Origin of the sequence: Klebsiella sp. D-Nf1, from assembly GCF_002810515.1 — a bacterium.
In the GTDB taxonomy this organism is placed as follows: Bacteria; Pseudomonadota; Gammaproteobacteria; order Enterobacterales; family Enterobacteriaceae; genus Klebsiella; species Klebsiella variicola.
This window is the reverse complement of the sequence record NZ_PIOK01000001.1, coordinates 250,848-273,120: the sequence shown is the minus strand read 5'-3', so window position 1 is coordinate 273,120 and position 22,273 is coordinate 250,848. Positions and strand designations below refer to the sequence as shown.

23 protein-coding genes are annotated in these 22,273 nt (G+C 56.3%); 11 read left to right on the top strand and 12 right to left on the bottom strand.

Features of this window, described 5'->3' with window-relative positions; genetic code table 11:
- Positions 1 to 81 precede the first annotated feature (81 nt).
- Positions 82 to 1,707 carry an ABC transporter substrate-binding protein gene (locus CWM54_RS01240; RefSeq protein WP_100681524.1) on the bottom strand — a complete coding sequence of 542 codons (1,626 nt, stop codon included), beginning with the start codon at positions 1,705 to 1,707 and terminating at the stop codon, positions 82 to 84.
- 268 nt (positions 1,708 to 1,975) lie between these two features.
- Between CWM54_RS01240 and yccA the strand changes: the two genes are divergently transcribed.
- Together yccA and tusE are read left to right on the top strand one after the other, a co-directional pair.
- Positions 1,976 to 2,635, top strand: a complete 660-nt coding sequence (gene yccA, locus CWM54_RS01235) for an FtsH protease modulator YccA (protein ID WP_002898458.1) — start codon at positions 1,976 to 1,978, stop codon at positions 2,633 to 2,635.
- A gap of 89 nt (positions 2,636 to 2,724) precedes the next feature.
- A complete protein-coding gene (gene tusE / locus CWM54_RS01230) occupies positions 2,725 to 3,054 on the top strand; it encodes a sulfurtransferase TusE (protein WP_002898457.1) in 330 nt (109 codons plus the stop codon).
- Here tusE and yccX read toward each other — a convergent pair.
- Genes yccX through CWM54_RS01215 form a run of 3 tightly spaced genes read right to left on the bottom strand, consistent with a single transcriptional unit; the run spans position 3,051 to position 4,741 of the window.
- The gene (yccX, locus tag CWM54_RS01225) at positions 3,051 to 3,332 is read right to left on the bottom strand and encodes an acylphosphatase (RefSeq protein WP_012542291.1); all 282 of its coding nucleotides are present in this window, start codon (positions 3,330 to 3,332) and stop codon (positions 3,051 to 3,053) included. The two genes, tusE and yccX, sit on opposite strands and share 4 nt — an antisense overlap.
- A gap of 48 nt (positions 3,333 to 3,380) precedes the next feature.
- The gene (locus tag CWM54_RS01220; protein ID WP_061155147.1) at positions 3,381 to 4,169 is read right to left on the bottom strand and encodes an AraC family transcriptional regulator; all 789 of its coding nucleotides are present in this window, start codon (positions 4,167 to 4,169) and stop codon (positions 3,381 to 3,383) included.
- Positions 4,170 to 4,186: 17 nt separating this feature from the next.
- Positions 4,187 to 4,741, bottom strand: a complete 555-nt coding sequence (locus CWM54_RS01215) for a YbhB/YbcL family Raf kinase inhibitor-like protein (RefSeq protein ID WP_061155148.1) — start codon at positions 4,739 to 4,741, stop codon at positions 4,187 to 4,189.
- A gap of 190 nt (positions 4,742 to 4,931) precedes the next feature.
- On the opposite strand from CWM54_RS01215, the gene rlmI reads away from it, so the two are divergent.
- Together rlmI and hspQ are read left to right on the top strand one after the other, a co-directional pair.
- Positions 4,932 to 6,134 carry a 23S rRNA (cytosine(1962)-C(5))-methyltransferase RlmI gene (gene rlmI, locus CWM54_RS01210; protein WP_061155149.1) on the top strand — a complete coding sequence of 401 codons (1,203 nt, stop codon included), beginning with the start codon at positions 4,932 to 4,934 and terminating at the stop codon, positions 6,132 to 6,134.
- A 59-nt stretch (positions 6,135 to 6,193) separates the two neighbouring features.
- Entirely contained in the window at positions 6,194 to 6,511 is a 318-nt protein-coding gene (hspQ, locus tag CWM54_RS01205; RefSeq protein WP_002898441.1) for a heat shock protein HspQ, read from the top strand.
- 29 nt (positions 6,512 to 6,540) lie between these two features.
- On the opposite strand, the gene CWM54_RS01200 is transcribed toward hspQ, so the two are convergent.
- Complete coding sequence (locus CWM54_RS01200) at positions 6,541 to 6,954, bottom strand: CoA-binding protein (protein ID WP_002898434.1); 414 nt, start codon at positions 6,952 to 6,954, stop codon at positions 6,541 to 6,543.
- A 153-nt stretch (positions 6,955 to 7,107) separates the two neighbouring features.
- On the opposite strand from CWM54_RS01200, the gene mgsA reads away from it, so the two are divergent.
- Complete coding sequence (gene mgsA, locus CWM54_RS01195) at positions 7,108 to 7,566, top strand: methylglyoxal synthase (RefSeq protein WP_100695684.1); 459 nt, start codon at positions 7,108 to 7,110, stop codon at positions 7,564 to 7,566.
- 11 nt (positions 7,567 to 7,577) lie between these two features.
- Here mgsA and helD read toward each other — a convergent pair whose 3' ends face one another.
- The gene (gene helD / locus CWM54_RS01190) at positions 7,578 to 9,632 is read right to left on the bottom strand and encodes a DNA helicase IV (protein WP_100695682.1); all 2,055 of its coding nucleotides are present in this window, start codon (positions 9,630 to 9,632) and stop codon (positions 7,578 to 7,580) included.
- A gap of 124 nt (positions 9,633 to 9,756) precedes the next feature.
- On the opposite strand from helD, the gene CWM54_RS01185 reads away from it, so the two are divergent.
- A complete protein-coding gene (locus CWM54_RS01185) occupies positions 9,757 to 10,203 on the top strand; it encodes a YccF domain-containing protein (protein WP_012542294.1) in 447 nt (148 codons plus the stop codon).
- Positions 10,204 to 10,220: 17 nt separating this feature from the next.
- The gene (gene yccS, locus CWM54_RS01180; protein WP_100695680.1) at positions 10,221 to 12,356 is read left to right on the top strand and encodes a YccS family putative transporter; all 2,136 of its coding nucleotides are present in this window, start codon (positions 10,221 to 10,223) and stop codon (positions 12,354 to 12,356) included.
- Positions 12,357 to 12,369: 13 nt separating this feature from the next.
- On the opposite strand, the gene CWM54_RS01175 is transcribed toward yccS, so the two are convergent.
- Entirely contained in the window at positions 12,370 to 12,966 is a 597-nt protein-coding gene (locus tag CWM54_RS01175; protein WP_100681529.1) for a TfoX/Sxy family DNA transformation protein, read from the bottom strand.
- A 350-nt stretch (positions 12,967 to 13,316) separates the two neighbouring features.
- Between CWM54_RS01175 and sulA the strand changes: the two genes are divergently transcribed.
- Positions 13,317 to 13,826: an SOS-induced cell division inhibitor SulA gene (sulA, locus tag CWM54_RS01170; RefSeq protein ID WP_100681530.1), complete on the top strand. Its 510-nt coding sequence runs from the start codon at positions 13,317 to 13,319 to the stop codon at positions 13,824 to 13,826.
- Positions 13,827 to 14,178: 352 nt separating this feature from the next.
- Entirely contained in the window at positions 14,179 to 15,231 is a 1,053-nt protein-coding gene (gene ompA, locus CWM54_RS01165; protein WP_008805892.1) for a porin OmpA, read from the top strand.
- Between the two features lie 107 nt (positions 15,232 to 15,338).
- Here ompA and matP read toward each other — a convergent pair whose 3' ends face one another.
- Complete coding sequence (matP, locus tag CWM54_RS01160) at positions 15,339 to 15,791, bottom strand: macrodomain Ter protein MatP (protein ID WP_008805891.1); 453 nt, start codon at positions 15,789 to 15,791, stop codon at positions 15,339 to 15,341.
- Between the two features lie 185 nt (positions 15,792 to 15,976).
- Here matP and CWM54_RS01155 point away from each other — a divergent pair, with 185 nt between their 5' ends.
- Positions 15,977 to 17,734 (top strand): AAA family ATPase, encoded by a 1,758-nt coding sequence (locus tag CWM54_RS01155; protein WP_061155155.1) that lies wholly within the window; start codon positions 15,977 to 15,979, stop codon positions 17,732 to 17,734.
- Positions 17,735 to 17,803: 69 nt separating this feature from the next.
- On the top strand, positions 17,804 to 18,322 hold the full coding sequence (gene fabA, locus CWM54_RS01150; RefSeq protein ID WP_012542300.1) for a bifunctional 3-hydroxydecanoyl-ACP dehydratase/trans-2-decenoyl-ACP isomerase: 519 nt from the start codon (positions 17,804 to 17,806) through the stop codon (positions 18,320 to 18,322).
- 68 nt (positions 18,323 to 18,390) lie between these two features.
- Here fabA and rmf read toward each other — a convergent pair whose 3' ends face one another.
- The 4 genes from rmf to pqiA form a co-directional block, all read right to left on the bottom strand.
- Positions 18,391 to 18,558, bottom strand: coding sequence for a ribosome modulation factor (gene rmf, locus CWM54_RS01145; RefSeq protein ID WP_002898396.1), 168 nt, complete (start codon positions 18,556 to 18,558; stop codon positions 18,391 to 18,393).
- A gap of 254 nt (positions 18,559 to 18,812) precedes the next feature.
- A complete protein-coding gene (gene pqiC, locus CWM54_RS01135) occupies positions 18,813 to 19,376 on the bottom strand; it encodes a membrane integrity-associated transporter subunit PqiC (RefSeq protein WP_074386394.1) in 564 nt (187 codons plus the stop codon).
- The gene (pqiB, locus tag CWM54_RS01130) at positions 19,376 to 21,013 is read right to left on the bottom strand and encodes an intermembrane transport protein PqiB (RefSeq protein ID WP_061155157.1); all 1,638 of its coding nucleotides are present in this window, start codon (positions 21,011 to 21,013) and stop codon (positions 19,376 to 19,378) included. The genes pqiC and pqiB overlap by 1 nt, the downstream gene beginning before the upstream one ends.
- A complete protein-coding gene (pqiA, locus tag CWM54_RS01125; protein WP_074386396.1) occupies positions 21,003 to 22,271 on the bottom strand; it encodes a membrane integrity-associated transporter subunit PqiA in 1,269 nt (422 codons plus the stop codon). The genes pqiB and pqiA overlap by 11 nt, the downstream gene beginning before the upstream one ends.
- Positions 22,272 to 22,273 lie beyond the last annotated feature (2 nt).

Below are 22,273 nucleotides of genomic sequence, written 5' to 3'. Positions count from 1 at the left end.
AAAACAAACAATTCTGTGTTATTCGTCTGAATTTCAGGCAGTTCGCACAGAAAATCAGCGCTCTTCCCCGCTATCAGATGACTATTTTTTAATGTACATGTCTTTGGTGTAGTAATACCCCAGCTTATCCGGCGTGAAACCGCCCACGCTGGGTTTCACTAAATGGGTACGCACATAGTGATAGACCGGAATGGCGGGAACATCCTGCGCCAGCAGATCTTCCGCCTGCTGATAGTATTTGCCCCGGGTCGCTACGTCGGAGGCTTTCGCCGCATTGCGCAGGGCCTCATCGTAAGCCGGGTTGCTGTACTGACTGGTGTTCTCGCTATCCCCGGTACGGAAAGTGTTGAGGAAGGTGGCGGCATCGTCGTAGTCGGCGATCCAGGCATAGCGGACGGCGTCAAAGTTATGGGTATGCATGGTATCCAGCATCGTCTTCCACTCCTGGTTCTGCAGCTTCGCCTCGACGCCGAGGTTTTTCTTCCACATGGAGCTGGCGGCGATGGCGATACGCTGGTGCGACTCAGAGGTGTTATACAGCAGGGTAAAGACCAGCGGATGGCGCTCATCGTACCCCGCCTGCGTCAGCAGTTTTTTCGCCTCGGCAATCCGCTGCTCGCGCGGCCAGCTGGCGTAGTCCGGGTTGTGCAGCGTCACGCCGCCGATATCCGGCTGACTGATCAGCCAGGCCGGGCGCTGCCCCTGGCCAAGCACTTTTCCGGCAATGATATCTTTATCAAGCGCCATATTCAGTGCGCGACGCACGCGGGCGTCGTTAAACGGCGGCCGGGTGGTGTTAAATTCGTAGTAATAGGTCGCCAGCTGTGGCGAAACGTCCAGCTGGTCGCCCATGGTTTTCTGCAACTGCGCGAACTGATTGACCGGCACCGTGTAAACAATATCGATCTCCCCCGCTTTGTAGCGGTTGACATCGGCAGCCTCCGAAGAGATGGGCAGGTAAGTCACTTTATTAATAACGGTGTGCGCATTATCCCAGTACTTCGCATTACGTTCAGCCACCAACCGCTCATTCACCACCCATTGGGTCAGCTTATAGGGCCCGCTGGTGACGATATGCTCTGGCCGGGTCCATTTATCGGCAAAACGCTCCACCAGCACTTTGTCGATCGGTACCAGCGAAGGGTGCGCCAGCATCGCCAGGAAGGCAGCGTTTGGCTGGGTCAGGGTGACCTGCAGCGTGGTGTCGTTCAGCGCTTTTACCCCCAGCGTCTCGGGTCCCTTTTGCCCCAGAGCAATTTCGCGGGCGTTGGCGATATGCATATTGCCGGGATAGCTCGCATAGGGCGAGGCGGTGGCCGGCGAGACCAGTCGTTGCCAGCTCCAGACGATATCCTGCGCCGTGATGGCCGTGCCGTCGGACCAGGTCAGTCCTGGGCGTAAATGGAAGGTCCATAACAGGTTGTCCTTGTTTTCCCAGCGTTCCGCCAGCCGGGGCTGGATCGCCCCCGCAGGCGTCACGCTGACCAGCCCTTCAAAGAGATCGCTAATGACGTTGAATTCAACGTCGCTCTCGACTTTGTGCGGATCGAGTGACGCCGGTTCGCTGCCGTTATTTCTGACCAGCTCCTGCTTTTCCGCCAGCTGGGTGCCCGGCGGCACCTGCGCCGCCTGCGCCCCACCGATCATGGCCATCATACTCACTGCCAGGAGTGTTCGGGTGATGTGATTGTTTTTGTGTAATGTCATTTCCCTTTGCCTTTAACGTACGGAGTTATTCCCCCTTCCACACTTAGTCGCAGAATTTCAATAAAGCAATGTATTTCAGCAACCTATAAGATTTCGATCGGCTCACCGATGCGAAACGCGAAAACATATCGCTTTTCCCAATCCATGTAGAATTTTATGCTGGGCAAAAGCGGCAAAAGCTAAGTAAAGATGGGTAAAAGCATTAGGGCTTCACGCTTGTTTTTCTTATTCTTTATCCCTAATTACATCTGTCATAAGAGAGTGACTCATGGATCGCATAATTACATCATCGCGTGACCGTTCCTCGCTGCTCAGCACGCACAAGGTTCTGCGTAATACCTATTTCCTGCTCAGCCTGACGCTGGCGTTTTCCGCTATCACCGCCACCGCCAGCACGGTGCTGATGCTTCCTTCCCCGGGGCTGATTTTGACCCTTGTGGGGATGTACGGTCTGATGTTCCTGACCTACAAAACGGCGAATAAACCCACCGGGATTATTTCCGCCTTCGCTTTCACCGGGTTCCTCGGCTATATCCTTGGGCCGATGCTGAACGCGTACCTTTCTGCCGGCATGGGCGATTTAATCGGCCTGGCGCTGGGCGGCACCGCACTGGTCTTCTTCTGCTGCTCGGCCTACGTGCTGACGACGCGCAAAGACATGTCATTCCTCGGCGGAATGCTGATGGCGGGCGTGGTGGTCGTCCTGATTGGTATGGTCGCTAACCTGTTCCTGCAGCTGCCGGCGCTTCATCTGGCGATTAGCGCGGTGTTCATCCTGATCTCTTCGGGTGCCATCCTGTTCGAGACCAGCAACATCATCCGCGGCGGTGAAACCAACTACATCCGCGCAACAGTTAGCCTGTATGTCTCGCTGTACAACATCTTTGTCAGCCTGCTGAGCATTCTGGGCTTCGCCAGCCGGGACTAACCGCTCCCCTGCTCATCCTGAGGCCTCGCTTATGCGGGGCCTTTTTTTTTGCTACACTGCGGCCAGTTTCAGGCGGTATGTGAAAAATCATGTTTATTTTTGAAGGCAACGAAATTGAAACGGATAGCGAAGGCTATCTGAAAGATACCACCCAGTGGAGCGAGGCGATGGCGGAAGTCATTGCCGCGCAGGAAGGGATAACGCTCGCCGTTGAACACTGGGAAGTGGTGCGCTTTGTGCGCGAGTTTTACCTTGAGTTCAATACCTCTCCGGCGATCCGCATGCTGGTGAAGGCGATGGCCAACAAGTTTGGCGAAGAGAAAGGCAACAGCCGCTATCTCTATCGCCTGTTCCCGAAAGGCCCCGCCAAACAGGCGACCAAAATCGCCGGGCTGCCGAAGCCGGTGAAGTGCATCTAATAGAGAATCGCGAATTTTTCCCAGCTGCGGGTGGGTTGATGGGGTTCGGTTAACACTCGGTCAACCCGCGCGCTGCGCGGCCCCCCGGCTTTCAGCCAGGCGATGAGTTTCTCCACCTGCTCTGCCTCGCCGCAGGCAAGCACTTCCACCCCTCCGTCGTCCAGATTACGGGCATAGCCGGTCAACCCCAGCTGCAGCGCTTCCCGCTGTGTAGAATAGCGAAATCCCACGCCCTGAACCGAACCGTAAACCCATGCCATCGTGCAGATACTGGCCATTATCATCTCCTTTTCGCTCACACTTTACGCTGAGGATAGCAAATTCGCTCAGCGTACGTGCTTCGGCAGTAAACCATAATGCTGACGGAAGCGCGCGGTAAAGCGCGATCCCGACTGATATCCGCTGTTCTGCGCGATTTCGCCTATTGGCCGCGAGGTGGTCTGCAGCTGCCCCAGGGCGTGGGCCATCCGCACCTCCTCAACAATCTGGCGAAAACTCTGCGATTCCTGCTGCAGCCGACGGCGCAGAGTGGACTCGCCGAGAAAGAGCATTTTCGCCACCCGCGACACGCTCCATGCCTGCGCCGGCGACAGCATGACCAGTTGTCGAACCTGCGCCGACAGATCCTGCTGCCGCTCGACAAGCAGCGGGCCGGCATAGCCCGCCTCGTGCAAGGCCAGCAGCAGGCCCATGGTCTGGTGGTGCTGTAGTGAGGAGGATAATCCCTCCCGCACCGCCTGCAGAACGCTTTGCCACATAAACGCCAGCTCTGTCGTCACCGGGGCGCAGAGCGAGGTCAGACGCCCTGGCGGTGGCTCCCTGAGATAACGGGTCTTAAACATCGTCAGCAGCTCGGGGGTCAGCGACAGCAGATCGGAGCAAAACAGGCCGTTATCCGGCTGGTTAATCACCTCCAGCTCAACGTCAGCCGGCAACACAATCAGCTGTTGCGGCGTCGCCAGCACCCGGCTCTCCCCTTGCACAATCACCTTGCTGCCACGTTTAACCCGACAGAGCGCCGGGGAGAACAGGCGCACCCGATGCAATCTACACAGCCGTCGGGTGGTGACCTCTGCCGCGGTTAAGGCGTTATGCTGGAAGTGGATACTCTCCATCGGATCGACCCTTTATTTTAGCGCCCGGCCATCGCTGTCAACTGTGCGCTGGCGAGAGCATGGCTGTGTAACAGATAGCCGACCAGCGCCCCGCTGGCCCCGGCATCCACCGGCAACGTAGGGACATCCAGCGCCCATATCGTAAAGCGGTAGCGGTGCGGTTTATCTCCCGCCGGCGGACAGGCGCCGCCGAAGCCGGCATAGCCAAAATCGTTGCGGCCCTGTACCGCTCCGCCCGGCAGTGTAGCGCTGTTTTTATCTCCCGCGCCAGCGGGCAGCGAAAAGACGCTGCTGGCGATATTGACCACCGTCCAGTGCCACCAGCCGCTGCCGGTAGGCGCATCGGGATCTCTGACAGTGACCGCGAAGCTTCGCGTCCCCGCCGGGGCATTTTTCCATGCCAGCTGCGGAGAGACATTGCCTCCGGTACAGCCGAAACCGGCAAACCAGTGCTTCCGGGCCAGCGCCTGCCCGTCATGCATATCATCGCTGCTCACGCTAAACGGCGCAGCCATCGCGCCACTACTCACTGCCGCGACCATCGCCACGGCCATGCGTATACCTGTTTTCATCATCTGATCCTCGTTGGGGTGAGAAAACAGGGTATGAGAGTCCGCACAAGCTGAATGTGCCGAAGCGCCTGCATTTTGTGCCGAAACGCTCACCTGTGCCTGCCGGGCGAAAGATGCTTGCGTGCGCCAGGTGTGCTACTCTACGCGCCATTTTTCGGTGCCGACATTCCCGTTGCTTAAAGGTAGCTCCATGACAGATTCCCTATTCCCCCGCTTAGTGTTAGCCAAAGGACGCGAGAAATCCCTGCTGCGTCGCCATCCGTGGATTTTCTCCGGCGGCGTCGCCCGCATGGAGGGTAAAGCCCGCAGCGGTGAAACCATCGATATTGTTGACCATCAGGGAAAATGGCTGGCCCGCGGCGCTTACTCGCCGTCGTCGCAGATCCGCGCCCGCGTGTGGACCTTCGACCGCAATGAAACCATCGATAGCGCCTTCTTTGAACGCCGCCTGCAGCAAGCGCAAACCTGGCGGGCATGGCTGGCAGAGCGCGATGGCCTCGACAGCTACCGTCTGATCGCCGGCGAGTCCGATGGGCTGCCGGGCGTTACTATCGACCGCTTTGGCAACTTTTTCGTGTTGCAGTTGCTCAGCGCAGGCGCAGAATACCAGCGGGCCGCCATCATCAGCGCCCTGCAGAACCTGTTCCCGGACTGCGCCATTTACGATCGCAGCGATGTCGCCGTGCGTAAAAAAGAGGGACTGGAGCTGGCCCAGGGGCCGGTGGTGGGCGAGCTGCCCCCGGCGCTGCTGCCGATCACCGAGCACGGCATGAAGCTGTTGGTTGATATCCAGGGCGGGCACAAAACCGGCTATTACCTCGACCAGCGCGACAGTCGCCTGGCCACTCGCCGCTATGTCGCCGATAAGCGAGTGCTGAACTGCTTCTCTTATACCGGCGGCTTTGCGGTGTCAGCGCTGATGGGCGGCTGCCGCCAGGTCACCAGCGTGGATACCTCTCAGGAAGCGCTGGACGTTGCCCGACAGAACGTGGAGCTCAACGGACTGGATCTGTCCAAAGCGGAATTTGTGCGTGACGACGTGTTCAAACTGCTGCGTAAATACCGCGATCAGGGAGAGAAATTCGACGTGATCGTGATGGATCCGCCGAAGTTCGTGGAAAACAAAAGCCAGCTGATGGGCGCCTGCCGCGGTTATAAAGATATCAATATGCTGGCGATCCAGCTGCTGAACCCCGGCGGCGTGCTGCTGACTTTCTCCTGCTCCGGCCTGATGACCACCGATTTATTTCAGAAAATCATCGCGGATGCCGCAATTGATGCCGGGCGTGATGTACAATTTATAGAACAGTTCCGTCAGGCTGCCGACCACCCGGTGATCGCAACCTACCCGGAAGGGCTGTATCTGAAGGGGTTTGCCTGTCGCGTCATGTAACTTGAAAAACGAAACATGAGCCTCATATAGGGAGTATTCATGTTTCCCAGGAGGTGCCTATGATAGCCAGCAAATTCGGTATCGGCCAACAGGTCCGCCATACGCTCTTGGGCTACCTGGGCGTCATCGTCGATGTCGATCCCGAGTATTCACTCGCGGAACCGGAAGAGGATGAGATTGCCGCCAATGACGAACTGCGTGCGGCGCCCTGGTACCATGTGGTGATGGAAGATGATGATGGCCAGCCGATCCACACCTATCTGGCAGAAGCGCAGCTGAGCAGCGAAACCCGCGACGAACACCCGGAACAGCCGTCCCTCGACGAACTGGCCAAAACGATTCGTCAGCAGCTGCAGGCTCCGCGCCTTCGCAACTAAAACAAAACCCCGCCTGGCGGGGTTTTTTGTTATTTTGCTAATCCCAGTCGCGGCAGCTCAATGGCCGGACAACGATCCATCACCACGTTTAACCCGGCTTCTCTGGCCAGCACTGCGGCCTGCTCATTGATAACCCCCAGCTGCAGCCACAGCGTTTTCGCGCCGATGGCTATCGCCTCCTGCGCCACGCCCCACGCCGCTTCTGAATTACGGAAGACATCAACCATGTCGACCTTTTCCGGAACGTCGGCGAGCGTCGCATACCCTTGCTGTCCCAGCAGCGTCTTGCCCGCCACCTTCGGCGAAACCGGGATAACGTGATACCCCTGATCCAACAGATACTTCATGACCCGGTAGCTCGGGCGGTCAGGTTTGTCGCTGGCGCCAACCAGCGCAATCGTCCGTGTCGACGTCAGGATGCCGGCAATATCGTTCTCTTTCATGGGTTCCTCCTGCTATTTCACCTAAGTGTATGCTAATCCGCAGCAGGCAGCCATCCAGGCTAACCCACAGATTCGGCAAAATTTTCACCCCGATGCTTGCAGCGGCAGCCACATTCAGTAATCTGTCTGCAGGTCAAAATGTGGAATGAAAATATGGAACTGACAACTCGTACCCTGTCCGCGCAAAAACATATCGCGCTGGTGGCTCACGATCACTGTAAAGATATGCTGATGAAATGGGTCGCTCGCCATCAGGCGCTGCTGGCGCAACACGTTTTGTATGCCACCGGCACCACCGGTAACCTGGTCTCGCGGGCTACCGGACTGGAGGTCCATGCCATGCTGAGCGGCCCGATGGGCGGTGACCAGCAGGTTGGCGCGCTCATTTCAGAAGGGAAAATCGACGTGCTGATCTTCTTCTGGGATCCGCTGAACGCTGTGCCTCACGACCCGGACGTCAAAGCATTGCTGCGCCTGGCCACCGTCTGGAACATTCCGGTTGCCACTAACGTCTCCACCGCTGACTTTATCATCCAGTCACCGCACTTTAATCAGCCGCTCGATATTCTGATCCCGGATTATCCGCGCTATCTTGCCGAGCGCCTGAAATAACCCAGCCGTGATTAGGGTTTCCTGGCAACCGGCACATCCAGGGCCTGCAGGATGTCGACAAATGGCGAAGGTTGCGCTTTGTTAAACAACAACCACACCCGATGACGTGCGCGGGTTATCGCCACGTACAGTAGTCGCCGCTCCTCCGCATCAGGAAAATCTTCCGGCTGCGGCAGGAGCGCCTGCTCCATGATCGACTCGCGCGCCGGCGCGGGAAACGCATCCTCTCCCTCCTGCAGTCCCAGCACAATCACATAGTCCGCCTGCTGGCCTTTGCTGGCATGAATAGTCATAAAATCAAGCTGCAGATGCGGCCAGCGCGTCGCCGCCTTGTTGAGCGCGTCGGGCTTCAGATGATGGTAGCGGGCAAGCAGCAGGATCCGCTGCTCGGGCTTAACGTAGCCGCTCAGTTTATCCAGCAAATCATCCAGCTTATCATCGGCTAACAGCGTGACGGCCTTTTTATCGCCCGCCGTCAGGCTGTTCAGCGGTTTACTTAACTGATGTGGATTCTGCTGGATAAAGCCATTGGCAATTTCGCCAATGCGGCCGTTAAAGCGATAGGTGGTATCCAGCGCACAGCTATCCCCTTCGCCAAAGTAATGATTAAACGCGGTGGTCAGGGAAAGCTGGGCCCCGCTGAACCGGTAAATCGCCTGCCAGTCATCCCCGACGGCAAATAGCGTGGTTTGGGTATTCTGCCGGCGTAATGCGGCCAACAGCGAGGCCCGCTGCGGCGAGATATCCTGAAATTCATCCACCAGAATGTGTTTCCATGGGCTGACGAAGCGGCCTTTATCGAGAATATTGACCGCCTGATGGATCAGGCCGGAAAAATCGACCGCATTCTCAGCCTTCAGCGACGCCTTCCAGTCTTTCATCAGAGGCGACATCAGCTTCACCCGTTTACTGAACTGATCGCGTACCGCCTCCGGCGCTCCGGCAATCATCTCTGCCTGGGAGCCACCGTGCATACGCATCAGGCTAACCCAGCGGTCGAGCCGACTGGCCATACGCCGCTGCACCTTCTTGTCCTGCCAGAAATCCCCCTCCGGTAGTTGCCAGCCCATCTCCTCTTCCAGCCACAGGCGCCAGCCTTTCGCCTGCGCTTTTTTCTCCTGACACTGCTGCTGCCAGCTTTTCACGAGCAGCGCCTGACGAGCTGCGCTATCGCTTTCCAGTTTGCTGATGGTGGGGACTTTTTTGCTGCCCTGCTGAATAATATGTAGCGCCAGCGAGTGGAAGGTACGCGCAGTGATATCGTCTGATGCAAGACGCTCGCGGATCCGCGCATCCATCTCCTGCGCTGCCTGGCGGCCGAATGCCAGCAGCAAAATTTGCTCTGCCGCCGCTTCTCCCCGCGCCAGCAGCCAGCCTGCCCGCGCCACCAGCACCGAGGTTTTACCGCTGCCCGCGCCCGCCAGCACCAGCAGGGAATGTTCACCGTTCACCACCGCCCGCGCCTGTGAGGCATTAAGAGGGGACGACTCAACGCCGTCAAAAAAGCCGCGATACTGCTCCAGCATCGCCTCGGTGAAGGCCTGATTATGGGCCAGGCGTGTCGCTTCAATATCCCCTAACCAGCGCTGACACTCCCGCCACAGCTCCCGACAGTTGTCAAAGGCTTCAAGCCGGCTGGTGGGCATCGGCAAGCCAGTCAACGCCTGGCGAATGTTATCCTGCACATCCGCCACCTGCTGACGCGTCAACCATTTGCCTTGCGCACGGGTGTGCTCGATCGTCGCCAGCTGCTCCTTCAGCACGCCTGCGGCGATGTCGCTCATTTCCGCGCTCCACTGCTCCCAGAGTGCTTGTAAATGGTGATAGAAGCGCTGTGTTTCGCTCCACTCGGTACCGTGCAAACGCACGACTTTGCTGTCAGGCAGCACAAACTCTAGTTCGCCCCAGACCAGACCGCGCTTACAATGCACTGACAATAACTGATTGAAAGGGATAAGATACTCATGACGGTCGCCGGAAACCTTTACGCCGGCATTCAGTAACTGCACCCGATCATAAGGGTGCTGAGCCATGCGTTTGCCCAATGTTGTCGCTTTAAGTTCCATATAATGTCGATTTTCAATCAGGGTGGATTGTTTTTCAGTTTAACCGCCCGGGACCAGGTGCTCCAGCGCAAAAAAACGTTACAATTGTCAGGTCTTATTATCCACAGGGCAAAACCGAGGGTTTATGCGTACCATTCTGAATATTTTGAACTTTATCCTTGGTGGTTTCGCCACCACTTTAGGCTGGCTGCTCGCCACGCTGGTTAGCATCATTCTGGTCGTCACGCTGCCGCTGACCCGCTCCTGCTGGGAAATCACCCGACTCTCGTTATTTCCTTACGGTAACGAGGCGATTCATGTCGATGAGCTGGAGCCGGGCCGTAAAAACGGTCTTCTCAACGCCGGCGGCACCGTGCTGAATATTCTGTGGTTCATTTTTTTTGGCTGGTGGTTGTGCCTGATGCATATTTTCAGCGGCATAGCTCAATGTCTAACCATTATTGGCATCCCGGTGGGGATCGCGAATTTTAAAATTGCTGCCATTGCCCTTTGGCCGGTAGGGCGCAGGGTCGTCTCTGTGGAAACCGCGCGTGCCGCACGTGAAGCCAATGCGCGTCGTCGCTTTCAGTAACCGAACGGAACACGGACATGATTAGCCCCCTGCTACGCCGCTATACCTGGAACAGTGCCTGGCTTTATAACGTACGGATCTTTATCGCGCTCTGCGGCACAACGCTGTTTCCCTGGTGGATCGGCGAAGTCAAACTGACCATCCCTCTCACCCTTGGCGTTGTTGCCGCGGCCCTGACCGACCTCGACGACCGGCTGACCGGTCGTCTGCGCAACCTCGCCATTACCCTGGTCTGTTTTTTCATCGCCTCCGCCTCCGTGGAGCTGCTGTTTCCGTGGCCGCCGCTGTTTGCTCTTGGCCTCACCGTGTCTACCATTGGCTTTATTTTGCTCGGCGGCCTCGGTCAGCGCTATGCCACTATCGCCTTCGGCGCCCTGCTCATCGCCATTTACACGATGCTCGGCGTCACGCTGTACGATCACTGGTATCTGCAGCCGTTGTTTCTGCTGGCGGGCGCCGTGTGGTACAACCTACTGACACTGTCCGGGCACCTGATATTTCCGATTCGACCGCTACAGGACAACCTGGCGCGCAGCTATGAGCAACTGGCCCGCTATCTTGAGCTCAAATCCCGGCTGTTTGATCCCGATCTGGAGGATGAGAGCCAGGCGCCGTTGTACGATCTGGCCCTCGCCAACGGCCAGTTGGTGGCCACGCTCAATCAAACTAAGGTCTCATTGTTGACCAGGCTGCGAGGCGACCGGGGCCAGCGCGGCACCCGCCGCACGCTGCAGTACTATTTTGTGGCCCAGGATATCCACGAACGCGCCAGCTCATCGCATATTCAGTACCAGACCTTACGCGATCAATTCCGCTACAGCGATGTGATGTTCCGTTTCCAGCGCATGCTCTCGATGCAGGCCCAGGCCTGCCAGAAACTTTCACGGGCGATTTTGCTGCGCGAACCCTACCAGCATGACGCCCAATTTGAACGCGCGTTTATGCATCTCGACGCCGCGCTCGACCGCGTGCGCGCCAGCGGCGCGTCCGACGAGCAGATCAATGCCCTTGGCTTTTTACTCAATAACCTGCGCGCTATCGATGCGCAGTTGGCCACGATTGAATCTGTGCAAACGAACGCGCCTGCCGGGAGCAACACCGAGACGCTGTTGGCCGACGACAGACTCGGCGGGTTGAACGACATCTGGCTGCGTCTGCGGCGCAACATGTCACCGGAGTCCGCTCTCTTTCGCCACGCGGTACGTATGTCGCTGGTCCTCTGCGCCGGCTATGCCTTTATCCAGTTTACCGGGCTCCAGCATGGCTACTGGATCCTGCTGACCAGCCTGTTTGTCTGTCAGCCGAACTATAACGCCACCCGCCACCGACTGGCGCTGAGGATCATCGGCACGCTGGTGGGGGTGGCGATCGGCCTGCCCGTCCTGCTGCTGGTGCCTTCGATTGAAGGGCAACTGGTGTTGATCGTGCTCACCGGCGTGCTGTTCTTTGCCTTTCGTAACGTGCAGTACGCCCATGCCACCATGTTTATTACGCTGCTGGTGCTGCTGTGCTTTAACCTGCTTGGCGAAGGCTTTGAGGTCGCGCTGCCGCGCATCATTGATACCCTGATCGGCTGCGCCATCGCCTGGGCGGCGGTCAGCTTCATCTGGCCGGACTGGAAATTTCGCAATCTGCCGCGCGTCCTGGACCGGGCGATGAACGCGAACTGCCGTTATCTGGATGCCATTCTGGAGCAGTATCACCAGGGCCGCGACAACCGTCTGGCCTATCGTGTCGCCCGCCGTGATGCCTACAACCGTGATGCCGAACTGGCCTCCGTGGTCTCGAATTTGTCGACTGAACCGCGCGCGGATGGCGCCCAGCGCGAGACCGCTTTTCGCTTGCTGTGTCTCAACCATACCTTCACCAGCTACATCTCCGCTCTCGGCGCGCATCGGGAAAAACTGTCCACCCCCGATATCCTTGCCCTGTTGGATGATGCCGTTTGTTATGTTGATGACGCCCTGCACCATCCCCCCGCCGATGAACATCGGGTGCAGAAGTCTTTGAGCAGCCTGCAAAGCCGGATCCAACACCTGGAACCGCGCGCGGATAGTAAAGAGCCGCTGGTATTGCAGCAGATTGGCTTGTTGCTCGCGCTGCTGCCTGAAATTTGCCGCCTGCAACAGCGCGTCCACGCTCAAACAGAATAACGGTGGTCGTCCGCTAGCGGGCTCCAGCCCATTCGAGCAGCTCCTGACGCCGCAGCGTCGGGAGCGCAGCGGTGTGAACGCCGACAATCGCCCCATCCAGCGCCAGCAAGACGTTGACCGACAAGGAGGCGTTGTTTTCTCGCAGCCGTTGCCAGGCCTGCTGAGCGCCTACCTCCCGAAGCGTCCTGACATCCGGTATGCCCGCGTGGATCAGCTGCAATTCCATATGAAAGCTGATATTGGGTAAATCCTTCAGGCGGCCAGACTCCCGACGGTGGTACTTTTCACGCTGGGCGCTTTGCCACGACAGCAGCGACAGCCGAAAAAGCTGTGTTTCATCGCGCCACAATGCGTCGTCAATTTGATAATACTTCATTGGCACGATGCGCCCGTGTCGGCGCAGCGTTAATAAAGGATTACGATGTTCAACCCGATACGCGGCGCTCTGCTCGCAGGCTCTCAGGTAAATATCCCCCTCTGCCACCATCGCAAACACCGTATCATCAATGGCCAGGCTATAGCCGCCAAAAAGCGGACGAGAATGTAACTGACCCAGCGGCGAGACGCAGGCCTGAAATTGCGGGAACCGCGGACATACTAGTTTTCTCATGATCATTCCTTTGTTAATCATGTAATTAAACTTAAGTTGTTAACGGATCCGCTAAGAGAAAACATAAGGGACTTCCCGAACAGCAGCAAGATGATTTTCGCCGACTTTTCCACCAGAACGCGGTTTTGCGAGACGCTTTCAGAAAATCGCTGACGTTGCTGCAATCAACAGGGTGGAAAGAAATGATTAGCCCGCGTGAAGGATATTGTTGAGGAGAGGTGCGCATCTCTATAGATAAGACGCGCCTGGAAATGATTAAATTTCAGCCAGCAAAATGGCAAATTGCGGTTGATCTTTTCCCCAGGTAGATATACTGTATATGCATACAGTAACTACAGGCGGGATAGACTATGTTTACTTCAGCTCACGCAAATCGTTCAGCACAGGCTTCTGCTTCTGCAGGCCACTACGCTCATCGTTCTGGCGAACAGACCGCCAATGGGCTGATCAGTGAAATTGTCTATCGTGAAGATCAACCCATGATGACCCAGTTACTGCTGCTACCTTTATTACAACAGCTGGGTCAACAATCTCGCTGGCAGCTGTGGCTCACGCCGCAACAAAAGCTTAGCCGCGAGTGGGTCCAGTCTGCCGGTCTACCGCTGTCTAAAGTCATGCAAATTAGCCAGCTGTCCCCCTGCCATACCATAGACTCGATGATCCGCGCGCTGCGCACCGGTAATTATAGTGTGGTTATCTGCTGGCTAACGGAGGAGCTAACCGCAGAAGAGCATGAGCGTCTGGTCAATGCAGCCCAGGAAGGTTGCGCGATGGGATTCATCATGCGCCCGGTGAGAAATCAAGGCACGCTCGGCAGACAACTCAACGGGCTAAAAATTCACTCAAATTTGTATCATTGAGTGAAATTAGGATTATTCCTGGAATTTTTTTTACCGATGGTAAAGCCACAGCGTTTTTCAGGGTCTTTTTCGCGGAATGCCTGTCACACGGGCATTTCTGCCTTTTTTCTGCGTACGAAAATCAACCATATTTGTTAAATATTGTGTACACAACCCTTTTTTTTCATATGCCTGACAGAGTTCACACTTGTAAGTTTCGAACTAAGTTGTAGACTTTACATCGCCAGGGGTGATCGGCTTACGCTGCATGTATCAGCATAGTTAACAACAAGTCACGCCCCGGGTGAAGGATTTAACCGTGAGGTCTTTTGTAACTTCATGGCGAATTTTGGATGATAATGAGGCGCAAAAAATGAAAAAGACAGCTATCGCGATTGCAGTGGCACTGGCTGGCTTCGCTACCGTAGCGCAGGCCGCTCCGAAAGATAACACCTGGTATGCAGGTGGTAAACTGGGTTGGTCCCAGTTCCATGACACTGGCTGGTACAACAGCTCTCTGAACAACAATGGTCCGACCCACGAAAGCCAGCTGGGCGCTGGTGCGTTCGGTGGTTACCAGGTTAACCCGTACCTCGGTTTCGAAATGGGTTACGACTGGCTGGGCCGTATGCCGTACAAAGGCGACCAGGTTAATGGCGCATTCAAAGCTCAGGGCGTTCAGCTGACCGCTAAACTGGGTTACCCGATCACTGACGATCTGGACATCTACACCCGTCTGGGCGGCATGGTATGGCGCGCAGACTCCAGCAACAGCATCGCTGGCGACAACCACGACACTGGCGTTTCTCCGGTATTTGCTGGCGGCGTAGAGTGGGCTGTGACTCGTGACATCGCTACCCGTCTGGAATACCAGTGGGTTAACAACATTGGCGACGCGGGCACCGTTGGCGTTCGTCCGGACAACGGCATGCTGAGCGTGGGTGTTTCCTACCGTTTCGGTCAGGAAGATGCTGCACCGGTTGTAGCTCCGGCTCCGGCTCCGGCTCCGGAAGTGACTACCAAGCACTTCACCCTGAAGTCTGACGTTCTGTTCAACTTCAACAAAGCAACCCTGAAACCGGAAGGTCAGCAGGCTCTGGATCAGCTGTACACCCAGCTGAGCAACATGGATCCGAAAGACGGTTCTGCAGTTGTTATGGGCTTCACCGACCGTATCGGTTCCGAAGCTTACAACCAGCAGCTGTCTGAGAAACGTGCTCAGTCCGTTGTTGACTACCTGGTTGCTAAAGGCATCCCGGCAGGCAAAATCTCCGCACGCGGTATGGGTAAATCCAACCCGGTTACTGGCAACACCTGTGACAACGTGAAAGCTCGCGCTGCACTGATCGACTGCCTGGCCCCGGATCGTCGTGTAGAGATCGAAGTTAAAGGCTACAAAGAAGTTGTAACTCAGCCAGCGGCTTAAGTTAGAACTGATGAAAAAACCCGCCTCGGCGGGTTTTTTTATGTCTTCTCGCTCGCTTTCGCGGTGGTAGCCTCCATATCAGGGTAGCCCCTGACTGGCCGTACAGGCTACTCTTTGCCTAACAGTTCCTGCAGATCGTGCTTCAGGCTCGACATTTTGCTGGCATACTTCTCTTTATGCTCAGCATCCTCAATCAGCTGCACAATGGTTTCAGACAAGGTTTTACCCCGCCGCTGCGCCAGGCCGGCAAGACGCTGCCAGACGACAAACTCAAGATCGATAGACTTCTTGCGCGTGTGCTGATGCTCCGCGTTAAAATGCCGTTTCCGCCGTGCACGGATAGTCTGCTTCATGCGGTTCATCAGCGCCGGATTCATATGCTGCTCAATCCAGGCATGCACCAGCACAGGTTCATTCTCGAGCGTCAGCAAGTCATCTACCGCAGCTTGCGCAGCGCTGGCCTCAATGTAGCGGGTAATCAGCTCACCTTCCCGGTGCTTCTTTACCAGATATTTCCATTTCCAGCCGCTTTCAAGATTTTCCAGTTGTTGATATTTCATTGCGATCTCAATGTGACCGTGTAACTCATTTCAGGATATCAGTTTTTTCCTGATGTGCTGAATATAAATCATTATTCGTGATGTGTATGGCCGGGGAATCATTGGGGTAATCATAATCCTCCGTGTGCTCAGTCGCGGCATCAGGTATAATTGCGCGCTTTACATCTAACTAAAAAACAGCGACTTTGACCATTACGAAACTGACCCGAACCGACCTTGCGCCCGATATGGAACCTTATCAGGCGCTGTTTGCCCAAGCTGATCTCTCTCAACCGGCCCCCTCCCTCTCGGGCGATCTGCAGCCGCGTTTGTTCTACGCGCTTGAGCAATTGCTGTGCACGCCGGCAGTCTCCTCCTTCATGCTGGTGAAAGCCCCCGAAGAACCGGAGTATCTGCAATGGCTGACGGCAGAAACCCGCACGCTGCATGAACCTGCCGCCCCGCTCTACGGGGTCCGCTATGACATTGACGGCGCTCGCGTGACGCTCTCCCCGGCACAACGTGCAGAGGATAATTTTGCCAGCACCGCTCCGGTCGTCGCGGCCGATTGGGTAGAGGCGGAACAGCTATTTGGCTGCGTACGCCAGTTTAACGGTGGCATCACCCTCCAGCCAGGCCTGGTTCATCAGGCCAATGGTGGCGTGCTGGTAATCTCGCTTCGTACACTGCTGGCGCAACCGCTGCTGTGGGTGCGCCTGAAAAATATGGTGACCCGTCAGCGGTTTGACTGGCTCTCCATCGATGAGTCACGCCCGCTGCCGGTCAGCATTCCCTCCATGCCGCTGAGCCTGAAAGTCATGCTGGTCGGCGAACGCGAATCGCTGGCGGATTTCCAGGAAATGGAACCAGAGCTTTGTGCTCAGGCGATCTACAGTGAGTATGAAGACACTTTGCAGTTTGCTGACGCCGAGACGCTGAAAGCCTGGTGCCAGTGGGTATGGCAAAATGCCCAGCAGCTGACGCTGCCAGGTCCGGCGGCCGACGCCTGGCCACTGCTGATCGATGAGGGGACGCGCTATACCGGCGATCAGGAGACCCTGCCGCTCAGTCCGCTATGGATAGCCCGCCAGCTGCGGGAGGCCGCCGCATTCTGCGAGGGCGAGGAGATTACTGGCGAAGAAATGCAGACGATGCTGGCACGCCGGGAGTGGCGTGAAGGCTACCTCGCAGAACGAATGCAGGATGAAATCCTGCAGGAACAGATCCTGATTGAAACCGAAGGCGAATGCGTCGGACAGATCAACGCCCTGTCGGTGATTGAATTTCCCGGCCATCCGCGCGCGTTCGGTGAACCTTCGCGCATCAGCTGTGTCGTGCACATTGGCGACGGCGAATTTATCGACGTCGAACGCAAAGCCGAGCTGGGCGGCAATATTCATGCGAAGGGCATGATGATCATGCAGGCTTTTCTGATGTCCGAGCTGGAGCTGGAGCAGCAGCTTCCCTTCTCCGCTTCGCTGACCTTCGAACAGTCGTACAGTGAAGTGGACGGCGACAGCGCCTCCATGGCCGAACTCTGCGCCTTAATCAGCGCGCTGGCCAATGTGCCGATTAATCAGAGCATCGCAATTACCGGTTCCGTCGACCAGTTTGGTCGCGTGCAGCCGGTCGGCGGTCTGAATGAAAAAATTGAAGGATTCTTCACTATCTGTCAGCAGCGCGGCTTAACCGGTAAACAAGGCGTCATTATCCCAGTCGCCAACGTTCGCCATCTCAGCCTGAGCCACGAGTTACGTCAGGCCGTTGCCGAGAATCAGTTTTCCATCTGGGCAATTGAAGATATCACCGAAGCGCTGCCGATGCTGACCCAACTGATGTGGGACGGTGAAGGGCAGACGCTGCGACAAACCATTCAGGAGCGGATAGCGCAGGCGACCCAGCAAGAGACTCGCCATCGTTTTCCGTGGCCGCTACGCTGGTTAGGTGGGACAAGTTCTAACTGATCGGACTTGTTCAGCTTACACGTGTTAGCTATCCTGCGTCCCGAACTTAAAATAAGGCTTACTGAAAACATGGTAGATAAACGCGAATCCTATACAAAAGAAGATCTTCTTGCCTCTGGTCGTGGTGAACTGTTCGGCGCGAAAGGCCCGCAGTTGCCAGCACCAAACATGCTGATGATGGACCGCGTCATCAAAATGAGCGAAACCGGTGGTAACTATGACAAAGGTTATGTTGAGGCAGAACTCGACATCAACCCGGACCTGTGGTTCTTCGGTTGCCACTTCATCGGCGATCCGGTGATGCCGGGCTGCCTGGGCCTGGATGCGATGTGGCAGTTGGTCGGGTTCTATCTTGGCTGGCTCGGCGGCGAAGGCAAAGGCCGTGCGCTGGGCGTTGGCGAAGTGAAATTCACCGGTCAGGTTCTGCCGACCGCGAAAAAAGTCACCTACCGCATCCACTTCAAGCGCATTGTTAACCGTCGTCTGATTATGGGCCTGGCGGATGGCGAAGTGCTGGTTGACGATCGTCTGATCTATACCGCGAACGATCTGAAAGTAGGCCTGTTCCAGGATACTTCCGCTTTCTGATAATCATCGGCAGCGATTAAAAGGCGAAGCCCCCGCTATGCGGAGGCTTCTTTTTTAAAGAGACAGTGTCAGGCCGTTAGTACCCTGTCCTCCATGGCTTCTCGCCAGCCTCCCAGCCACCATGAGCGTTGATTCAAGCTCTGGTATGGACACATTTCTTTCGATCTTCCCGCGATACCCGCTTGATATCCACGTTGATGTGCCCGTTCCAGGCGATCTCGTTTTTGTCTCTTCATGCCTCGTTTCCCTCATTCTTTGATCTGGTGGAAAAGAAAACAGTGGTCGCAAATTATGCAGCCACGGGTTACGAATACCGCGAAATGAAGGCAACGTCAATGCGCAAAATTCACGCCAGTGTCATATTTGTGACCTATATAAGAGTTCATTTTTTGTTCATTCAGCGCCGCGGTTGCTAACGAACTGACCTGGCAAAAAAAAATGCCGCGCGGCTCAGATGAACCGCGCGGCATATCACTTTTATGAATTTTACTTATGGCAGACGGTTAAGCTCGCCGGCAATGGCCGCCGCCTCCTGGCTCCACGCCTGCGCCAGGGTTTTCACCATCGCATCATAGCCATCCTGCTGCTGCTTGAGCACGATGTTAAACGGGCGCTTAATCAGCTGTCCCTGATGCTTCAATAACCACTCGCCGCTGACGATAACCCGCCCGTCGTAGCGCCCGTGAAAGCCATTTACCGCCACATTGAGCGTATCCTGCTCGCTGCCCAACGGTTGGGACGACACTACCCAGCCCGGCAACTGCTGGCTGAGGTTTGCCACCAGCGTAGTACGCAGCTGCTGGTCCAGCGGGCTGGCCCACAGATTATTACTGGCGATCACATACTGCACATCGGTGGTCTGATAGACCACTCCATTGCCCGCCAGATAATCCGGGATGCTGATCTGCTCAACCCACAGCAGGCGAGCCCCCTGGCTGGCTGCGCTCTGTGCGCCGCCCTGCACCACCGGCAGTTGGTAGTATGTTTTGCTCTCGCCGCCGCTACTGCACGCCGTCAGCGCGCAAACGGCTGCTGCCAGTAACCATTTTTTCATTATTTCGCTCCCTTCGGCTGTGGGTCTTTTTTATCCTTCGCCTCAAATACCAGCGCATTGCTCTTATCATTGAGCGTTTTCAGGACCGGCTGCAGTTCACGCAGCACCTGATCCAGACGCTGCATATCGGCCACCATCTTATTGTAGGCCGCGGAGCCCGGCTGGAAGCCCTGCATACTGCGGTTCAGTTCGCGCAGCGTCGTCTGCATATCAGCAGGCAACTGCTGCATCGACTGACTGGAGGTGATCTTATTCAGACTATCCAGCGTGGTCTGCACGTGCTGCATGGTCTTCTCGCTTTGCGCCAGCGTACTGGTCGCCTGCTCCAGTAGCGGATTGAGCGGCAGGTTATTGATTTTATCCAACGCATCCATCAGACGCTGCTGGATCTGCGCCAGTCCACCGCTAATGGTCGGGATAATCGGATAGCCGTTAAACTCCTGAATTTTCCCGCGCGGCGGCGCTTTCGGATAGAAGTCGAGATCGATATACAGCGCGCCGGTCACCAGGTTGCCGGTCTTCAGCGAGCCGCGCAGTCCGCGGTTGATCAGATCGTCAATGTGGGCACGAATATTCGGATCGCCACCGAGCTGGTTAATCAGACGTTGCGGTTCAACCCGCACTTCCACCGGAATACGATAGTCATCGTTCAAACGCTGCTTCAGCCCAGGAATAAAGAACGGCACTTTGCCGACGGTTCCCAGACGGATACCGCGGAACTCTACTGGTGCACCAGGCTGCAGGCCACGAACCGAGTCTTTGAAGAACATGACGTAGTCGATATGTTCGGTAAAGACCGAATCCTGGATGCTCTTCTGATCGTCAAACAGGTGGTATTCCGTTTTGTTCGCCACCGGCTCGCCGAGATCCAGTCCTTCCGGAATATCGAAGCTCACGCCGCCGCCAAACAGCGTCGACAACGAGCCCATCTCGACGCGCATCCCCGCCGCGGTCAAATCAACGGCGATCCCACTGTCCTTCCAGAAGCGAACGTTGCTGGTCACCAGGCGGTCGTTTGGCGCATTGATGAACAGCTGATAAGTGATATGCCGTTTTTGCGCATCAAAAGTGCTGGTTTCCACCGACCCCACGCGATAGCCGCGGAACAGCACCGGATCGCCTGGCGAAAGCTGGCCCGCTTTGCTGCTTTCCAGCAAAATACGGATCCCCTTGGCATCCGGCGAGGCCAGTGGCGGAGAATCCAGCAGCGGATACTGCGCCGGCACCGAACCTTTCGACCCCGGCTGCAGTTCAATATAGGCCCCGGACAATAATGTCCCGAGGCCACTGATCCCCTCGCGCCCTACCTGTGGTTTCACCACCCAGAAGACGGAATCGTTATGCAGTAATTTCTGCATCCCGGAATTGAGGCGAGCTTTGATTTCCACATGGGTTAAATCGTCAGTCAGCGTCGCGCTCTCTACCACCCCAACATCCACGCTGCGGCTCTTGATCCGGGTTTTTCCCCCTTCAATGCCTTCCGCGTTGGTGGTGATCAGCGTGACCTCTGGTCCCTGATGGCTGTAATGATAAAACAGGATCCACGCCCCGATCAGCGCAGTGACGATAGGGAAGATCCACACCGGTGACCAGTTCTTCACCTTCTGCACTTTCGCTTCTCCGCTCTTATTTTCCATGTTGTTGTATTTCCTCATGGCTTGAATCTGGCTCACGATCCCACAGTAAACGGGGATCAAACGTCATCGCTGAAAACATGGTCATCACCACCACCAGCGCAAACATGACCGCGCCGATGGCGGGATAGATATTCATCAACCCTCCCATGCGCACCAGCGCAGAGAGCACGGCGATGACAAAAACGTCAATCATTGACCAGCGGCCAACAAATTCCACCACTTCATAAATCAGATGCATGCGTTCCGAATCGCGCGCACCGTTACCGTTGGCATTCCAGCACAGCCAGGCGATGGCGATCATCTTCAGCGTCGGCACCATAATACTGGCGATAAAAATCACCAGCGCCACCGGATAAGAGCCTTCGCTCCACAGTAAAACCACCCCGGCCATAATGGTCGACGGCATTTTATCGCCCAGCAGATCGGTGATCATGATGGGCATAATATTGGCGGGAAGATAGAGAATAAATGAGGTCACCAGCAGCGCAAGCGTCCACTGCAGGCTATTTTTACGCCGCGCCGTTCCTTTGCTGTGACAGCGCGGACAGACCGTTTGGTCGACCGGTAACACCGCCGTACAACAGGCGCAGGAGCGCAGCCCCTGGCGGATCCCGGCAACCCCAATTTTCAGCGGTTGGGTAATCGCCGGCATGGGGGCAATATCATCCCACAACCAGCGGCGGTCGACGCACTGGAAGGTACGTAACTGCAGCAGGCAAAACATGCACCAGGGAATAAAGCTTAGGCCGATGCCGATATCGCCGTAGGCCATCAGTTTGACGAAGCTGACCAGCACGCCGGCAAGAAAGATTTCCGCCATGCCCCAGGTCTTGAGGTGAAACAGAATACGCGCCAGGAATGCCTTCAGGCCGAGGGGCATCCTGACCCGATTGACCAGCAACAAAATGGTGACCAGGCAAAACGCCGGTACCAGTTGCACAAAGAGTAAAAAGAAGGTGCCAAGGCTGGCGTAATCCTCGGTAAACAGCACGTTGGGAATTTCCAGCAGCTCTATTTCGCTGCTGATGCCACCCACTTTCATATAGATAAAAGGAAACAGGTTGGCCAGCAGCAGCATAAATAGCGCGACCAGCGCGTAAGCCGTGGGACGCTGGCGAGGCGCGTCCCACGTGGTGGTTAACGTTGTACCGCAGCGCGGGCAGGCGGCTTTCTGGCGATGCTCAAGCTGCGGCAAAGCCACCAGCAAATCACATTGGGGACATAAAATATGTCGCGCAGCATGATGGTGATCGCACATGA

Coding starts and splice junctions, on each gene's coding strand:
- helD (WP_100695682.1), bottom strand. CDS start 9,632: ATGGAACTTAAAGCGACAACATTGGGCAAACGCATGGCTCAGCACCCT.
- matP (WP_008805891.1), bottom strand. CDS start 15,791: ATGAAATATCAACAACTGGAAAATCTTGAAAGCGGCTGGAAATGGAAA.
- hspQ (WP_002898441.1), top strand. CDS start 6,194: ATGATAGCCAGCAAATTCGGTATCGGCCAACAGGTCCGCCATACGCTC.
- ompA (WP_008805892.1), top strand. CDS start 14,179: ATGAAAAAGACAGCTATCGCGATTGCAGTGGCACTGGCTGGCTTCGCT.
- fabA (WP_012542300.1), top strand. CDS start 17,804: ATGGTAGATAAACGCGAATCCTATACAAAAGAAGATCTTCTTGCCTCT.
- CWM54_RS01215 (WP_061155148.1), bottom strand. CDS start 4,741: ATGAAAACAGGTATACGCATGGCCGTGGCGATGGTCGCGGCAGTGAGT.
- pqiC (WP_074386394.1), bottom strand. CDS start 19,376: ATGAAAAAATGGTTACTGGCAGCAGCCGTTTGCGCGCTGACGGCGTGC.
- yccA (WP_002898458.1), top strand. CDS start 1,976: ATGGATCGCATAATTACATCATCGCGTGACCGTTCCTCGCTGCTCAGC.
- CWM54_RS01200 (WP_002898434.1), bottom strand. CDS start 6,954: ATGAAAGAGAACGATATTGCCGGCATCCTGACGTCGACACGGACGATT.
- tusE (WP_002898457.1), top strand. CDS start 2,725: ATGTTTATTTTTGAAGGCAACGAAATTGAAACGGATAGCGAAGGCTAT.
- rmf (WP_002898396.1), bottom strand. CDS start 18,558: ATGAAGAGACAAAAACGAGATCGCCTGGAACGGGCACATCAACGTGGA.
- CWM54_RS01240 (WP_100681524.1), bottom strand. CDS start 1,707: ATGACATTACACAAAAACAATCACATCACCCGAACACTCCTGGCAGTG.
- CWM54_RS01220 (WP_061155147.1), bottom strand. CDS start 4,169: ATGGAGAGTATCCACTTCCAGCATAACGCCTTAACCGCGGCAGAGGTC.
- sulA (WP_100681530.1), top strand. CDS start 13,317: ATGTTTACTTCAGCTCACGCAAATCGTTCAGCACAGGCTTCTGCTTCT.
- CWM54_RS01185 (WP_012542294.1), top strand. CDS start 9,757: ATGCGTACCATTCTGAATATTTTGAACTTTATCCTTGGTGGTTTCGCC.
- mgsA (WP_100695684.1), top strand. CDS start 7,108: ATGGAACTGACAACTCGTACCCTGTCCGCGCAAAAACATATCGCGCTG.
- yccS (WP_100695680.1), top strand. CDS start 10,221: ATGATTAGCCCCCTGCTACGCCGCTATACCTGGAACAGTGCCTGGCTT.
- rlmI (WP_061155149.1), top strand. CDS start 4,932: ATGACAGATTCCCTATTCCCCCGCTTAGTGTTAGCCAAAGGACGCGAG.
- pqiB (WP_061155157.1), bottom strand. CDS start 21,013: ATGGAAAATAAGAGCGGAGAAGCGAAAGTGCAGAAGGTGAAGAACTGG.
- pqiA (WP_074386396.1), bottom strand. CDS start 22,271: ATGTGCGATCACCATCATGCTGCGCGACATATTTTATGTCCCCAATGT.
- yccX (WP_012542291.1), bottom strand. CDS start 3,332: ATGGCCAGTATCTGCACGATGGCATGGGTTTACGGTTCGGTTCAGGGC.
- CWM54_RS01175 (WP_100681529.1), bottom strand. CDS start 12,966: ATGAGAAAACTAGTATGTCCGCGGTTCCCGCAATTTCAGGCCTGCGTC.